This window comes from Thermopolyspora sp. NPDC052614 (genome assembly GCF_040678635.1).
GTDB lineage: Bacteria > Actinomycetota > Actinomycetes > Streptosporangiales > Streptosporangiaceae > Thermopolyspora.
The window spans coordinates 480-13,624 of sequence record NZ_JBFATZ010000024.1; the positions used below are offsets into that span (position 1 = coordinate 480).

17 protein-coding genes and 2 pseudogenes are annotated in these 13,145 nt (G+C 69.5%); 7 read left to right on the plus strand and 12 right to left on the minus strand.

The features are described 5' to 3' along the window. Nucleotides 1-601 (plus strand): tetratricopeptide repeat protein (locus AB0K60_RS32920; RefSeq protein ID WP_364064141.1); only part of this gene is annotated, 601 nt, incomplete at its 5' end. Nucleotides 602-655: 54 nt separating this feature from the next. Here AB0K60_RS32920 and AB0K60_RS32925 read toward each other — a convergent pair. Continuing rightward, nucleotides 656-1,972, minus strand: coding sequence for a helix-turn-helix transcriptional regulator (locus AB0K60_RS32925; RefSeq protein WP_364064144.1), 1,317 nt, complete (start codon nt 1,970-1,972; stop codon nt 656-658). 260 nt (nt 1,973-2,232) lie between these two features. On the opposite strand from AB0K60_RS32925, the gene AB0K60_RS32930 reads away from it, so the two are divergent. Beyond that, on the plus strand, nt 2,233-2,709 hold the full coding sequence (locus AB0K60_RS32930) for an ATP-binding protein (RefSeq protein ID WP_364064147.1): 477 nt from the start codon (nt 2,233-2,235) through the stop codon (nt 2,707-2,709). A gap of 107 nt (nt 2,710-2,816) precedes the next feature. Here AB0K60_RS32930 and AB0K60_RS32935 read toward each other — a convergent pair whose 3' ends face one another. Next, nucleotides 2,817-3,269 (minus strand): Rrf2 family transcriptional regulator, encoded by a 453-nt coding sequence (locus AB0K60_RS32935; RefSeq protein WP_364064150.1) that lies wholly within the window; start codon nt 3,267-3,269, stop codon nt 2,817-2,819. Nucleotides 3,270-3,352: 83 nt separating this feature from the next. On the opposite strand from AB0K60_RS32935, the gene AB0K60_RS32940 reads away from it, so the two are divergent. The 3 genes from AB0K60_RS32940 to AB0K60_RS32950 are packed head-to-tail and all read left to right on the plus strand — an operon-like array spanning nt 3,353 to nt 6,208. Further along, on the plus strand, nt 3,353-4,216 hold the full coding sequence (locus AB0K60_RS32940) for an SDR family oxidoreductase (RefSeq protein ID WP_364064153.1): 864 nt from the start codon (nt 3,353-3,355) through the stop codon (nt 4,214-4,216). Then, nucleotides 4,213-5,421, plus strand: coding sequence for a multidrug effflux MFS transporter (locus AB0K60_RS32945; protein ID WP_364064156.1), 1,209 nt, complete (start codon nt 4,213-4,215; stop codon nt 5,419-5,421). The genes AB0K60_RS32940 and AB0K60_RS32945 overlap by 4 nt, the downstream gene beginning before the upstream one ends. Next, a complete protein-coding gene (locus AB0K60_RS32950; protein ID WP_364064159.1) occupies nt 5,411-6,208 on the plus strand; it encodes an MBL fold metallo-hydrolase in 798 nt (265 codons plus the stop codon). Before AB0K60_RS32945 ends, AB0K60_RS32950 begins: the two co-directional genes overlap by 11 nt. Nucleotides 6,209-6,587: 379 nt before the next feature. On the opposite strand, the gene AB0K60_RS32955 is transcribed toward AB0K60_RS32950, so the two are convergent. Further along, nucleotides 6,588-7,076 (minus strand): helix-turn-helix domain-containing protein, encoded by a 489-nt coding sequence (locus AB0K60_RS32955; protein ID WP_364064162.1) that lies wholly within the window; start codon nt 7,074-7,076, stop codon nt 6,588-6,590. 56 nt (nt 7,077-7,132) lie between these two features. Between AB0K60_RS32955 and AB0K60_RS32960 the strand changes: the two genes are divergently transcribed. Beyond that, nucleotides 7,133-8,119, plus strand: a complete 987-nt coding sequence (locus AB0K60_RS32960) for an NADP-dependent oxidoreductase (RefSeq protein ID WP_364064386.1) — start codon at nt 7,133-7,135, stop codon at nt 8,117-8,119. Here the strand turns inward: AB0K60_RS32960 and AB0K60_RS32965 are convergent. From AB0K60_RS32965 to AB0K60_RS32985, 5 genes and pseudogenes are all read right to left on the minus strand, one after another. Continuing rightward, nucleotides 8,118-8,246: pseudogene (locus AB0K60_RS32965) on the minus strand (transposase); the annotation flags it as partial. The gene AB0K60_RS32960 and the pseudogene AB0K60_RS32965 sit on opposite strands and share 2 nt — an antisense overlap. After that, a pseudogene (locus AB0K60_RS32970) lies at nt 8,241-8,486 on the minus strand (DUF397 domain-containing protein); the annotation flags it as partial. The pseudogenes AB0K60_RS32970 and AB0K60_RS32965, both read right to left, overlap by 6 nt. After that, nucleotides 8,483-8,653: a hypothetical protein gene (locus tag AB0K60_RS32975; RefSeq protein WP_364064165.1), complete on the minus strand. Its 171-nt coding sequence runs from the start codon at nt 8,651-8,653 to the stop codon at nt 8,483-8,485. The pseudogene AB0K60_RS32970 and the gene AB0K60_RS32975, both read right to left, overlap by 4 nt. A 21-nt stretch (nt 8,654-8,674) precedes the next feature. Next, nucleotides 8,675-8,920 carry a DUF397 domain-containing protein gene (locus tag AB0K60_RS32980; protein ID WP_364064168.1) on the minus strand — a complete coding sequence of 82 codons (246 nt, stop codon included), beginning with the start codon at nt 8,918-8,920 and terminating at the stop codon, nt 8,675-8,677. Next, complete coding sequence (locus AB0K60_RS32985; RefSeq protein WP_364064170.1) at nt 8,917-9,771, minus strand: helix-turn-helix transcriptional regulator; 855 nt, start codon at nt 9,769-9,771, stop codon at nt 8,917-8,919. The genes AB0K60_RS32980 and AB0K60_RS32985 overlap by 4 nt, the downstream gene beginning before the upstream one ends. A gap of 253 nt (nt 9,772-10,024) precedes the next feature. On the opposite strand from AB0K60_RS32985, the gene AB0K60_RS32990 reads away from it, so the two are divergent. Next, nucleotides 10,025-10,378 carry a hypothetical protein gene (locus AB0K60_RS32990; protein WP_364064173.1) on the plus strand — a complete coding sequence of 118 codons (354 nt, stop codon included), beginning with the start codon at nt 10,025-10,027 and terminating at the stop codon, nt 10,376-10,378. Between the two features lie 202 nt (nt 10,379-10,580). On the opposite strand, the gene AB0K60_RS32995 is transcribed toward AB0K60_RS32990, so the two are convergent. The 4 genes from AB0K60_RS32995 to AB0K60_RS33010 form a co-directional block, all read right to left on the minus strand. Further along, entirely contained in the window at nt 10,581-11,072 is a 492-nt protein-coding gene (locus AB0K60_RS32995) for a nitroreductase/quinone reductase family protein (protein WP_364064176.1), read from the minus strand. Between the two features lie 166 nt (nt 11,073-11,238). After that, the gene (locus tag AB0K60_RS33000) at nt 11,239-11,649 is read right to left on the minus strand and encodes a VOC family protein (RefSeq protein WP_364064178.1); all 411 of its coding nucleotides are present in this window, start codon (nt 11,647-11,649) and stop codon (nt 11,239-11,241) included. Nucleotides 11,650-11,713: 64 nt separating this feature from the next. Continuing rightward, nucleotides 11,714-12,109: an AraC family transcriptional regulator gene (locus AB0K60_RS33005; protein ID WP_364064181.1), complete on the minus strand. Its 396-nt coding sequence runs from the start codon at nt 12,107-12,109 to the stop codon at nt 11,714-11,716. 10 nt (nt 12,110-12,119) lie between these two features. Then, nucleotides 12,120-12,887: an IclR family transcriptional regulator gene (locus tag AB0K60_RS33010; RefSeq protein WP_364064184.1), complete on the minus strand. Its 768-nt coding sequence runs from the start codon at nt 12,885-12,887 to the stop codon at nt 12,120-12,122. Nucleotides 12,888-13,145: the final 258 nt, after the last annotated feature.

The window sequence follows — 13,145 nt, forward strand, 5'->3', positions numbered from 1 at the left end:
ACAAAACCGCGACGCCCACCTCCCCGCCCTCGCCACATCGCTGCACAACCACGCCAGCTATATGTCGGAGACCGGACGACGAACCGAAGCGGTACCGGTCAGCGAAGAAGCCCTCCGCCTCTACAGCGAACTGGCCGAACAAAACCGCGACGCCCACCTCCCCGCCCTCGCCACATCGCTGCACAACCACGCCAGCTATATGTCGGAGACCGGACGACGAACCGAAGCGGTACTGCTCAGCGAAGAAGCCCTCCGCCTACGACGCGAACTGGCCGAACAAAACCGCGACGCCTACCTCCCCGACCTCGCCACATCGCTCTGGGTGCGCGCGGAGGTGCTCGACTCCGATGTAGAAAATCTCACTGCCGCAATCGCTGCCGCTGAGGAGGCGGTAGTCCTATTCGAGGAACTCGTCTCAGTGCTTCCGCAAGCGTTTGAGGAACGGCTTCTTGCGGTCCGCAACCTCACCGCGAAGCTGCGAAGGCAACGTGATCGCGGCGCGGGACCCGGTCAGGGCGGACTCGTTGACCTGCAGCCAAATGCTCCCTGTTCATGCGGATCTGGCAAGAAGTACAAGAGGTGCCATGGTGCACCGTCGTGAAGCCGGCGCGGTCCCGCCGCGCTGTCAGCGACATGTAGTTGGAGACGATTCAGTTCAGAGGTCTGGTGAATGATCTGGGAAACGTGGAGGGCGGGTGGCGAGCAGTTCACGGAGTTCGGCGACCGCTGGGCGCTCTTGCTGGGCTAGAGGTACGGTGCGCAGTACCAGTCGTCCCGTCTCGATGATGTGGCGACTGCGGTAGGCCGAATCGAGGTGGTCGATAACCGAGGCTGCGCGGCGTGCTCCCTGATCCACGGCGCCGTTGACGACCATGCAAAGCGCATCGTGGAGTTGAACGTTCGCTTGATATTGATAGTCGCGGGTCAGGCCGAGCACGTCTTGGCGGGCTGCGTCTGCTTGCCGTTCATCGCCCATGCCCGCGTAAACCCAGCTTTTGGCGAAATGGATTTGGCTCGGTGTCCAGAAGCCGAGCGGGTCCGGGGTGACGCCCTTGTCGGCGACGTCGAGGAGAGTGTGCAGAGTCTCCCGGGCCTGGTCGTGTCTGCCGAGTATCGACAGGGCTTTGGCCTGCGTGGTCATCAAGTCCACGGAGGGCTTGTCGGTGCCCAGGAGTTGTTGCGCGCTCTGGACCAAGCGGAGCACGGCTTCCGGGGCGCGCTGGCCGTAAAGGCCGTGGCCGGCCTCTTCGGAGCGGACCAGTACCCGCAGTTCGAGATTTCCCGACGCGTCGGCGGCCTGGCGGGCGGTTTGCCACCAGCGGATGGCCGCGCCGTGGTCGCCCAAGCGGGTGAGGGCGTTGGCGTGTACGGCGGAAAGGCTTGCCGTTACGCGGTACAGGTCGGGCACTTCGGTGGGCGAGGACAAGTCCAATTGCCGTTTGACGGCGAACAGGTCCATAACGAGATCGGCCGCGACCTGGGCGGGAGGGCGGGTGCGGAGCGCGTAGAGGTGGTCGGTGCAGGCGAGTTCCCAGTCCGGAATGCTTCGGAATCCGTTGTCGAGGGTTGTTCCGATCAATTGTCGGGCGGATTCGCTGGAGATGCCGAGGGCCCCGATTCCGGCGCCGACGGCGGCGAGACGTAGAAGCTGTCGGCGTTCCGTGGCGGCCTCCTCCGTGGAAATGCCCTTCTTCGCCAGGGTACGCAGCCGTTCCATCTCGACCGCAAGTGCGTGCAGGGCTACAAGACGGCCACCCGCGCCGTAGATGTCGTCCAGGCGTCGTACCGTGTCGGCGTGCGGGCGGGTGAGGCCGCGTTCCCATTTCGACAGGTCGCCGTCGTCGCAGAACGCCCGCTTGCCCACCTCGCGCATGCTCAGCCCGAGCACCTTCTCGCGCCAGTGGCGCAGCTCGGTGCCGAGCAGGTGCCAGGGTGAGCGACCGGGGTCCACGTACTCGGAGATGCGGCGCACCAGTGCCTCCCGTCCGCTGCCGACCGCCGGAGAGGCGTGTCTCCAGCGGCGAGTCTCTTGGTTGTCCTGCGGGGCCACCCCATGATGACACTCCGTAAAGAGACGTACACGAAACTCTGCTTGTTCGGCACGTGTCGTCGCGTCTTTCCGCCGGGCAACGGACGGAGAGGGGTGGCGCCGGGCCGTACCGGCGGATGAGCGGTGCGATGACCCGAGGGCGCGGACCCGCGCCGCCGCGCCCTCTCGAGAAACGGAGACCCATGTCAGCGGAGTACTCCCCCTTGATCCCTCCGCAGGATCCGACCGGCGCGGCGGCCGATTCCGGCGACGGAGAGGATGGTGGCGGGCGATCGGTCTGCTGGGACCTGCCCGCGGAGGCGGCGATCGTCCGCAAGGTACGGGCGATGACCCGGAGCACGCTGATCGGCTGGAGGTATCCCGGCGACGTCCACGATGTCGTGCTGATGGTGGACGAGCTCGTGGCGAACGCCGTCACGCACGGCCGCGCGCCCATCCGTCTGTGCCTGCGTGTCACGCGATGCCCGTCGGGACGTGGCGTGACGCTGTTCGGCGAGGTCGCCGACGCGAGCCCGGAGATGCCCCAGGTGCGGGAGACCGAGCACCTCGGCGTGCACGGCCGGGGCCTGTGGATCGTCAGGCACCTGGCCGACGACTTCGGCGTCCGCCCGTCGCCGTATGGCAAGGCCGTGTGGTTCTCGCTCTCCTCGCCGGCCTGACTCCCGGGCGCTCGCGCTCGTGGTCGCCTGAGCGGGCGTCGGCGTCGGCGGCGTCGAGGCACGTCAGGCGGGCGGATCCGACATGCCGGGCATGGCAGGGTCGGCGCTCACCCCTGTACGGCTCCCGCCCCCAACCGTGCCGCCACCTCTCCCGAGACGACGTCGTGCACGGTGAACCGGGCGAGCTCCTCCGCGACGGCGTCCGCGACCGCGCGGTCGAGGGCGGTCAGCGTCCTTTGCACCTCTCGGCCGACCGGGCACGAAGGGTTCGGTCCGTGCAGTCCGAGCACCGGATCATCGCCCTGGAGCAGCCGCCAGACCTCGGCGAGCGCGATGCCCTCGGCGGGGGCGGCCAGTTCCCATCCGCCGTGCGCGCCGGGACGTGACCGCACCAGGTTGGCCGCCCGCAGCGGGCCGAGCACCCGGCGTACGTGCACGGGGTTGACGTTCGTGCTCGCGGACAGCTCGTCGGAGCTGACGGGACGCGCACCGGCGACGCCCGCGAGGTACGTGAGCACGTGCACGGCGACCGCGAACCGGGTGTTCGTCGATCGGGCCATGACGCCATCTTGCCATATCGCAATCACTGTGGCTACAGTTCAGCCCGGAACCGCAACCATCGCGGTTACGAATTGGAGGAACGATGACCGTCGCCATCACCGGAGCATCCGGGGCCCTGGGCCGCAGCACCGCCGAGCACCTGCTTCGGCTCGCCGACCCGCGCGAGGTGGTGCTCACCACCCGCAACCCGGACGCGCTCGCCGACTTCGCCGCACGCGGCGCCGACGTACGGCGAGTCGACTTCGCCGAACCCGGCACGCTCGACACCGCGTTCGCGGGCGTCGACCGGCTGCTGATCATCTCCACCGACGCCGTCGGCACCCGCCTCGACCAGCACCGCGCCGCCATCGCGGGCGCGGCCGCGGCCGGAGTCCGGCACGTCGTATACACCTCGGTCCCGGAACCGGTGCCCGACAACCCCGCGCTCGTCGTCGCCGACCACGCCGGTACCGAGCAGGCGCTCCGCGAGAGCGGCCTGAAGTGGACGATGCTCCGCAACAACCTGTACGCGCACATGCAGCTCCGCGTCATCGAGCAGGCGATCGCGTCCGGGCGGCTCGTGAGCAACGGCGGCGACGGCGGCGTCGCCTACGTGACCCGCGAGGACTGCGCCGCGGCCGCGGCGGCGGTGCTGGTGCAGGACGGGCACGAGGACCGCGCGTACGACGTCACGGGACCGGAGGCGCTCACCGCCGCCGACCTCGCGAAACTCGCCGGAGAGGTCGGCGGTCGCCAGGTCGAGCCGGTCATCGTGGACGACGACGCCATGGCGGCGGGTCTGCGGGCCGCCGGGGTGCCGCAGGGAGGGGCGGAGTTGCTGGTCTCGTTCGGCAAGGCGACCCGCCTCGGCTTCTTCTCGCACGTCAGCTCGACGGTCCCCGACCTCACCGGACGCCCGGCCACGCCTCTGGCCGACCTTCTCCGGACCACGTCGCCGACGCGATGACCGCTGACGACCGCTACCAGGGCAGGTCCCCCATCCTGCTGCTCGGGTCGCTTGTCGCGCTCGCGCCGCTGTCCATCGACGCCTACCTGCCCGCCCTGCCGCAGCTCGCCGCCGCCCTGGACGCCGCCCCCTCGGCGGTCCAGCTCACCGTGACGGCGTGCCTGATCGGGCTGGCCTGCGGTCAGTTGCCGGCGGGGCCGCTCAGCGACGCGTACGGCAGGCGTCGGCCGCTGCTGATCGGGCTCGGCGTCCACACGGTGGCGGGACTGCTCTGCGCCGTCGCGCCGAACGCGGCGAGCCTCGTCGTGTTCCGCGCGCTGCAGGGCATGGGCGGCGCCTTCGGGCTGGTCATCGCCTACGCGAGCGTCCGCGACCGCTACACCGGCGCGGCGGCGGCCCGCGTCTTCTCGTCGCTGATGCCGGTGAGCGGGCTCGCGCCGGTGCTCGCACCGCTCGCGGGCGCCCAGGTGCTGCGTTTCGGGGACTGGCGCACCGTGTTCCTCGGCCTCGCGCTGCTTTCCGGCGTGACGCTCGCCGGGTGCGCCGCCGCGTTCCCCGAGAGTCGGCGCCCGCGGCTCGTCATGGCGACGAGGGTGCGGTACATCGCCCTGCTACGGGACCGGACGCTGCTCGGGTACGCGGTCGTCAACGCGCTGGTGTTCGCGGCGATGTTCGCCTACATCGCGGGTTCGCCGTTCGTGCTCCAGCACATCCACGGCATGTCCCCGCAGCAGTACGGCGTGGTCTTCGCCGTCAACGCGATCGGGCTCGGCGCGGCGACCCAGGCCAACGGCAGGCTGGTGCGCCGCTTTCCCCCGCGTACGCTGCTCGGCGCGGGGGTCGCCGGCTCGGCGGCGGGCGGCGTCGCCCTCCTCGTCGTCGTGCTCACCGACGCCGGCCTGTGGCCGCTGCTGACGGCGCTGTTCATCGTGGTCACGAGCGTCGGCCTCGTACTGCCGAACGCTCCGGCCCTGGCCCTGCACGACCACGGCGCGCACGCGGGGGCCGCCGCGGCCGTGCTCGGCTTCGCCCAGTTCCTCGTCGGCGGCCTCGTCGCCCCGCTCGCGGGAGCCGACGGGGCCGGCAGCGCCCTGCCCATGGCCGCGGCCGTCGCGGCGCTCGGGCTCGCGGCGGCCGTCACCTTCCTCATGCTCCGCCCCGTTTCCGGATCCGTACGTCACAAGGAGGCTCATCATGCGCGGTGAGAACGCCGTGGACAATCCGGTCGACACTCTCCGGCTGCGCCGCCTGGCCTGGGCGGGCGTCGAGGTGCGACTCGGCGACGTCCGCCTGCTGATCGACCCGCTCGAACACGCCGAGCCGCTCGCCCCCGCCCTCGGCGCGCCGCGCACGCCGCTGCCGCCGATCAATACCGGCCCCGGCACGCACGCCCTCATCACGCACCTGCACCCCGACCACTACGACCAGCGCCTGATCGCGCGGCTCAGCGCTTCCGGAACCGTCGGCTGTCACGCGCCGATCGCACCGGCGCTGGCGGAGGCGGGAATCGACGCGGTCCCCCAGGAGCTCGGGCAGCCCCGCCGGATCGGCCCGCTGACGGTCACGCCGGTGCCGTCGCTGGACTGGCGCGGCGACGACTCCGACCAGGTCGCATGGGTCGTGGAAGGCGGCGGCCGGCGCATCATCCACTGCGGCGACACCATGTGGCACGGCAACTGGTGGCGCATCGCACGCGAGCACGGCCCGTTCGACGTCGCGTTCACGCCCGTCAACGGCGTCATCGCCCGTTTCGAGGGGTACGAGGCCAACGTCCCGGTCACCATGACGCCCGAGCAGGCGGTCGAGGCCGCGGCGGTGCTCGGCGCGCACACCGTCTGCGCCATGCACTACAAGCTCTTCAACAACCCGCCCACGTACGAGGAGCAGCCCGACATCGAAGCACGCTTCCGCCGCGCCGCCGAAGCCCGCGGCCTCACGGCCGCGGTGGTCGCCGACGGAGAACCGGTCCCGGCGGCACCCGCAGGCCGATGACGGCATGCCCCGAGCGCAGGCGGCCCCACGCCCAGCCCGCCTGGCTCCTGCCACCCGCGCACGTCCATATTCGGGCGTGCGTACGGGCGGTCATTCAGCGATGAGGCGTCGCAGCGCCGCCTGTGCGGGTGGGCCCCACGTGGCCTTGCCTCCTGGGCGGCCGCGGACCCTCGTCCCACACCGCGCGTACGGCGTCAGGATCGGGAATGAGTCCCAGCTCGGTGGCCGAGGCGAGTTGCGCCGCGAACCCGTCGGAGTGGTCGGACAGCGGCCCTCCACGGTCCCGCTACCCGGGGCGCTCGTCGCACCCACGCCGCTGTCCATCGACGCCTGCTTGCCTGCCCTGCCGCGGCTCGCCGCCGACCTGGCGGCCGGCACATCAACCGGACGCCGAGGGAAGGGGTGCGGCATCGGCGGGTGTGCGGGCGTCGAAGGCCCGGCGACTGGCAAGGATCTCCGAGGCGTGCGCGATCGACCAGTCGGCGATCGCGGTGGTCAGCTTGCCGACCTCGACACCCAGCTCGGTCAGCGCGTACTCCACCCGGGGCGGCACGGTGGGATACACCGTGCGGCTGACCAGGCCGTCGCGTTCCAGCGTGCGTAGCGTCTGAGTCAACATCTTCTGCGTGATGCCCTCCAGGAGCCGTCGCAGGGCGTTGAACCGCATCGGGCCGTCCTGTTGCCGCAGCGCCGCCAGCACGTACAGCGCCCACTTGTTGGCCAAGACCTCGATGACCGTGCGCGAGGGGCAGTCGCGGCGGTAGCGGAAAGCCAGGCGCCCTGGATCGCGAGTCGAAGTGGTATCCATGAGGTACTTAGATATCATCCGGGTGCCTTCTTTACCATGGATACCGCTGACGACCAGCATGGGAGCCGCGGCCTGACGGGGTCGCGGCGACCATGAAGGGGACGTGAGCGGTGAGCATGCGCATGTTGGCCGTGAGCCAGCGGGCCTTCGGCGGCCCGCAAGTGCTGGAGATCGTTGAGACCGGACGGCCCGAACCACGCCCGAACGAGGTACTCGTACGGATCAAGGCGGCCGGAGTGAACCCTGCCGACTGGAAGATCCGCTCCGGACAACTCCGGCACAGGGGCGAACCGCCCCTCACCCTCGGACTGGACCTGTCGGGCACGGTGGAGGTGGTCGGCGAGGCGGTGACCCGGCTGCGACCGGGCGATGCCGTGTTCGGCAACGCCTTCCCGCCGAACGGCGCCTACGCCGAATACGCGGCGGTGCCGGACACGTGGCTCAGCCTGATGCCGTCCGCCCTGGACCATGTGCAAGCCGCCGCGCTACCCACCGCGGCGCTCACCGCCTGGCAGGCGCTGACCCACGTCGCGCCCATCATCGCCGGACAGCGCGTCCTGATACACGCGGCCGCCGGCGGCATCGGCCACCTGGCCGTGCAAATCGCCAAGGCGCGCGGAGCGTACGTGATCGGCACCGCCCGCGCCGACAAGCACGCCTTCCTGCGCAGGCTTGGCGCCGACGAACTCATCGACTACACGCAGGACGACTTCGCCGAGGTCGTACGCGACATGGATGTCGTCCTGGATCCGATCGCCGATGACTACGGGCCCCGTTCGCTGGACACCCTCGCGCCCGGCGGAACGCTCATCGACGTACGGGGCACCGGCCCGGACCGCAGCGCCGTACGCGAGTTGGCCGACGAGCGCGGCCTGCGCTTCGTGGAGTTCGGCTTCACCCCGTCCGCAGCCGACCTGGAGGCGATTGCCGACCTGGCGCAACGCGGCACCCTCCGGGCCACCGTCGAGACGGTCCTCCCACTGGCACAGGCGGCCAAGGCACACGAGCTCAGCGAGACCGGCCGGGTCAAAGGCAAGATCGTCCTCGTGGTGGACGAAGCCGCCGAGGGCCTGCACAGGGCTTCGGACCTGCAAAGGCGGTGAACAGCCGGCGCAGCAGCCGGTTGTTACGCTTTTTGCCCCCGGTGATTGCCGGTCACTCGGCCGGAGTCGCGTTGGACGGGTATCAGCCCGGCGTAGGAGGCCAAACGTCCGGCATTCACTTCGAGAAGAAGTCGAATTCGCCTTCTTTGACACCGGCGATGAAGGCTTCCCATTCGCCTCGGGTGTAGACGATGACTCCGGCGTTGGGATGACGGCTATGGCGCACGGCGACGCGGCCCGTGCCATCGCCGAGAGGGCCTGCCTCCACGCAGTTTCCGCCCCCACCATCACTTATCGTGCTGATATGCCAAGCGACGCGGGCCAGTTCCTCCTGCGTGAGCACGTGCGGACTGCTCGTCTCGTTCACCGGAACTCCTCTGCGATAGCGGACACGAGATCGACTGATTCCTGCTGGTCGAGTGAAAGTTTCCGCAGCTCATCGTACATCAGCACGCAGCGGTCGATACCTGGTGATTCAACATAGATTGACCCGTCGGTATGTCCGCGCACAACCTCGGGATAGGGATCATGCATCGTCAGAATACGCTCAACTAGTCACTCGGCGGAAAAGTCGAATTCGCCTTCTTTGGCTCCGGCGATGAAGGCTTCCCATTCGCCCCGGGTGTAGACGATGACTTCGCCGTTGGGATGGCGGCTGTGGCGGACGGCGACGCGGCCGGTGCCGTCGGCCAGGGGGCCTGCCTCAACGCAGTTTCCGCCGCCGTTGTCGCTTTTGGTGCTGATGTGCCAGGCGACCTTGGCCAGTTCGTCGGGGCTGAGTGCGTCGCGCGGTCTACTCATCGCAACTCCTCTACGATCGTCGATATGAGCTGGACGGACTCGCCTGGTGTAAGCGTTAGCTCGCGCAACCTATCGTACGTCCGCATCAAGCGTCCGGCATCTGGAGACTCTATGTAAACGGCTCCTGTCGGTGTCTCCGCATATCCGATTTCGGGAAGCGGATCTTCCATGGTGAAGATCCGGAAGGCACCTGCGGGGCTGGCATGCGCGCCCGCGCTGAGCGGCAGCACCCTTACCTCGATGTTCGGCTGCATAGCCTGCTCGGAAAGATACTCGAGTTGCGCTGCGAGACACTCTCGTCCGCCAACCTCTCGGCGAAGGATGCCTTCATCTATGATCGTCATCAGGCATGGAGGCTCATCACGCTTCAATATTTTCTGGCGGGCCATACGAAGATCAAGCCAGTGATTGATCTGCTCTTCGCTCGCGTCCAGTTCGGCTGCGGTGATAGACGCCCGCGCATACTCCAGCGTGTGGAGCAGACCAGGCAGCAGCGCGTTGTCGAACGCACGGATCTCTTTCGCGCGGGACTCCAGCCATACGTAGTCCACGAACGTGCCGACGAGGTGCTCGGAGTAGCCGTCCCACCAGCCCTTCTGCCAGACGTCTTGGCTGAGGCGGAGCAGGGCGTCGCGGCGGCGTCCGTCGGAGACGCCGTAGAGGTCGAGTAGGGCCATCAGGTCGGGGCGTCGGATGGGGTACTCGCCTGTCTCGAATCGCCCTACGGTGCCGGGGTTGCGCTGCAGGTACTCGGCCGCCTCCTTGAGCAGCAAATTGTTGGCCTCTCGCAGCTCACGGAGCTGCTGCCCGAGCCAATGCGCCCGCAGCGTCGTCCACTTCACCGCAGCCATCCCCTCTCACCCTTCTGCTCGTTGCACAACCGAGCCACCTCCACATTCCGGGGGCTGTAGGGCGTCTTGGCTTGTTAAGCGACGCCTCCCGTGCCACTATACGCAAAGTAAACTCTCAACCGCAAAGAGTTAGCAGAATGTCCCGAATGCCCGGACGGCGGTCAAGGGCGGACGCGTGACACGCACGGGAAAGGCCGGGGATGGGCCGCTTGCAGGCCTCGCCCATCCCCGGCCTGAGACGGAAAGGAAGCACATGGAGCACTTCTCTGGTTCCGACTACTCGACTGTCTACCACGGTCCGAACGCGGAGGGGAACGCGGCGGGGCCGGGCGGGCGCCTCATGCCGGACGCGGGAGGGCCCGAGACGGGTGAGCGGGTCCGGGCGTTCATCGGGACGCCGCGGCTGTTCGCGCTCGTACGGCACGACGAGGACGAGGGCAGCACCGAGGTGGTGGCCTACGGCATCGCGCTGCCCGAGGGAGGCGCGGCGACCATCGGCGTCGGGCGGTCCTCGTTCGGGCGTTGGATCAGCGCCCAGACCGCCGCCACCCGGCTCCGTACGGAGCTCGTCTGGGTCGGCCAGGGCGGACGTCCGTCTATGGCGTGATCGGGCGGCGGCGTGCGATCGGCGCATGGGTCTCGGCAACGCGGCCAGGCCCATGCGCCGGCATGGGGACCTTGCGAGCGGTGCCCGAACCGTTCATACCACATCTGGCTACGCCCTGGGGCGCAGCGACCTCGGTTCCGGGGATCTGCAGGCCATGCCGATGGGGCGCTCACGGAGGTCGGGCCGTCGTGCAGGGGGTTGGTCATGCGCGGGCATCGGCGGTCGCGGGCTGGACGCGGAAGGCGGGATAGTTCGCCGCGATCGCCTCGAACTCGGACAGGGGCGCGTGCCGGTCGATTGGCATGTGCGGCCGGGCCCCCGGGACCTTCTGCAGGTACCGCTTGAGGATCGGCGCGCGCTGGTCGACCGGCACCTCTACCAGGTGGCAGCGGCGGGCGCGTCCGTGCCTGATCGTCGCCAGGCCGCCGGCGGCCCGTACGTTGCGGACCCAGTTGCAGTTCTGGCCCAGCATCGGCACCAGGTACCAGTCGCCCTGCCAGTCGGCCATGCCCAGCGGGAAGCGGGTGAGCCGTCCGGTGCGGCGGCCGGGAACCTCCAGCGTCACCCAGCGTCGGGGGGCCAGGCCGATGCCGAGCACGAACGCCCACAGGCGGGAGAAGCAGCGTGCGGTGGCGTTACCGCGTCCTCCCGCGTACATCGCCCGAAGACCGTCCGCGGAGAGCCAGCTTCTCATCGCGTCCCCCAATTCGCCGCCCACGAGCGCCCGCTGGGGCGCTCCAGACCGAGGATTCGCGATGCCGATAAGTGAATATAGAGGCCAAAGTCCACAAATAGCCGTATGGCGACGGCGAGCCCGGATCCCGAAGGCTCCGGGCCGCCCGCCGGGCCACCGCCGCCGTCTACTCCTTCAACTGGGTGAAGCGGATCGAGTTGCCGAAGGGGTCGCGCAGGCCGCAGTCGATGCCGTACGGCCGCTCGGTGGGCTCCTCGGTGAACTCGACGCCTCGGGTCAGCAGCGTCTCGTACGTCTTGCGGCAGTCGTCGACGCTGAAGATGAGGTGGCCGCCCATCGCGCCCTTGGTCAGCAGGTCGCGGACCTGCCGGGTGGTCTCCTCGGACATCCTCGGGCCGCCCGGCTTCTCCAGCAGGATCTGGCGGTCGGGGTGGCCGGGGACGCTGACGGTGAGCCAGCGCATGAAGCCCATGTCAACGTCGGCGTTGACCTCCAGGCCGAGCTTGCCGACGTAGAAGTCAAGGGCCTCGTCCTGGTCGAGGACGTAGATCTGCGAGTGCGTGATTGCCGTGAACATGTGCTTCACGCTACCGACCAGGTCGGAGGGAAAACTTATCCGAAACTGCTCGGTTCGCCGGAGGTCACGCTCTCGGCCGGGTCCACGCCATCGTGAAGCACGTCGGCACGTTGACGGAGATCGCCTGCCTGCGGTACTCCCTCGGGGACCGGCCGACGATGTCGCGGAACGTGCGACTGAAGGTGCCCAGGCTGCCGAAGCCGACCTGGAAGCAGATGTCCGTGACGCTCTGGTCGGTCTCCCGCAGCAGGAACATCGCGCGCTCGACGCGGCGGCGCTGCAGGTAGCGGTGCGGCGTCTCGCCGAACGTGGCGCGGAAGGTGCGGGTGAAGTGCGCCTCCGAGACGTGGGCGATCCGGGCGAGGGCCGGGATGTCGAGCGGCTGGGCGTAGGAGCGGTCCATCGCGTCGCGTGCCCGGAGCATGCGAAGGTTGGTGTCCTCCTCGGGGGTACGGCTCATCGGGCGGCCCCTAGCGGTTCGACGCCAGGCCGAGGGGGGCGCCGAGGGCCTGCGAGACCTCGCGGGCGGCGGCGACGACCTCCGGGCCGAGGGCCTCCAGGGTTTCGCGGGAGGCGTCCATGGCGAGGGCGGAGACGGAGATGCCGCCGAGGACGTCGCCGCTGTGGTCGAAGACGGCGGCGGCGACGCAGCGTACGCCCGGCTCGTTCTCCTCGTCGTCGATGGCGAAGCCGCGGGCGCGGACGGCGGCCAGGTGGGTGAGGAGGTCCTCGTCGCTGGTGAGGGTGGCGGCGGTGCGGGGCTGCAGGCGGGTGCGGGCCGCGATGGCGAGGACCTCGTCGTCGGTCAGCGCGGCGAGGATGGCCTTGCCGATCGCGGTGCAGTGCAGGCGCAGGCTCATTCCGACGCGGGAGTGCATCTGGTACGGCCGGCGGCCCTCCAGCTTGTCCACGTAGACGGCCTCGTCGCCGCTGCGTACGGCGAAATGGGTGGTGTAGCCGGTGCGGTCGTGCAGGGCACGCAGCGCGGCCGACGCCTGCCGGGCCGGGTCGAAGCGGCTCATCACCTTGCCCGCCAGGGTGAGGATGCGCGGCCCCGGCTCGTAGCCGCCCGCGCCGTCGGGGCGCGCGAAACCCCACTCCACCAGGGATTGCAGGATGCGGTGCACGGTCGACTTCGACACGCCCGTGGCCGTGGCGATGTCGGTGACGCGGTGACGCTCGGCCACGGCCTCCAGCACCGCCAGCGCCTTATCGATGGAACTGCCTTCCCTGACCACGGATCGAGCCTACTCGCGCCGATCCGCTGCGGGGGCCGTCGATCGGGGCATGCGGGCACGGCGTGCCCGGCGGCGTACCGCGTCCGGCGCGGCGGGGCCACGTTGCTCCTCAGCCAGGCACAGCGGGACGCGGGCTGCCGGTGGCGGTACGACGAGCCCAGGGCCGTGCATCGGTTCAAGGGCAAGTCCGACTACTGCCACGTGTACCGCCGACGCGAGAGAACGCGGCGTGCGGGGGGCGGTCGGCGGTCCGGTCGT

Excerpts from the sequence above, each read along its gene's own strand:
- AB0K60_RS32930 (WP_364064147.1), top strand. The coding sequence starts at position 2,233 with ATGTCAGCGGAGTACTCCCCCTTGATCCCTCCGCAGGATCCGACCGGC.
- AB0K60_RS32935 (WP_364064150.1), bottom strand. The coding sequence starts at position 3,269 with ATGGCCCGATCGACGAACACCCGGTTCGCGGTCGCCGTGCACGTGCTC.
- AB0K60_RS32940 (WP_364064153.1), top strand. The coding sequence starts at position 3,353 with ATGACCGTCGCCATCACCGGAGCATCCGGGGCCCTGGGCCGCAGCACC.
- AB0K60_RS32945 (WP_364064156.1), top strand. The coding sequence starts at position 4,213 with ATGACCGCTGACGACCGCTACCAGGGCAGGTCCCCCATCCTGCTGCTC.
- AB0K60_RS32950 (WP_364064159.1), top strand. The coding sequence starts at position 5,411 with ATGCGCGGTGAGAACGCCGTGGACAATCCGGTCGACACTCTCCGGCTG.
- AB0K60_RS32955 (WP_364064162.1), bottom strand. The coding sequence starts at position 7,076 with ATGCTGGTCGTCAGCGGTATCCATGGTAAAGAAGGCACCCGGATGATA.
- AB0K60_RS32960 (WP_364064386.1), top strand. The coding sequence starts at position 7,133 with ATGCGCATGTTGGCCGTGAGCCAGCGGGCCTTCGGCGGCCCGCAAGTG.
- AB0K60_RS32975 (WP_364064165.1), bottom strand. The coding sequence starts at position 8,653 with ATGCATGATCCCTATCCCGAGGTTGTGCGCGGACATACCGACGGGTCA.
- AB0K60_RS32980 (WP_364064168.1), bottom strand. The coding sequence starts at position 8,920 with ATGAGTAGACCGCGCGACGCACTCAGCCCCGACGAACTGGCCAAGGTC.
- AB0K60_RS32985 (WP_364064170.1), bottom strand. The coding sequence starts at position 9,771 with ATGGCTGCGGTGAAGTGGACGACGCTGCGGGCGCATTGGCTCGGGCAG.
- AB0K60_RS32990 (WP_364064173.1), top strand. The coding sequence starts at position 10,025 with ATGGAGCACTTCTCTGGTTCCGACTACTCGACTGTCTACCACGGTCCG.
- AB0K60_RS32995 (WP_364064176.1), bottom strand. The coding sequence starts at position 11,072 with ATGAGAAGCTGGCTCTCCGCGGACGGTCTTCGGGCGATGTACGCGGGA.
- AB0K60_RS33000 (WP_364064178.1), bottom strand. The coding sequence starts at position 11,649 with ATGTTCACGGCAATCACGCACTCGCAGATCTACGTCCTCGACCAGGAC.
- AB0K60_RS33005 (WP_364064181.1), bottom strand. The coding sequence starts at position 12,109 with ATGAGCCGTACCCCCGAGGAGGACACCAACCTTCGCATGCTCCGGGCA.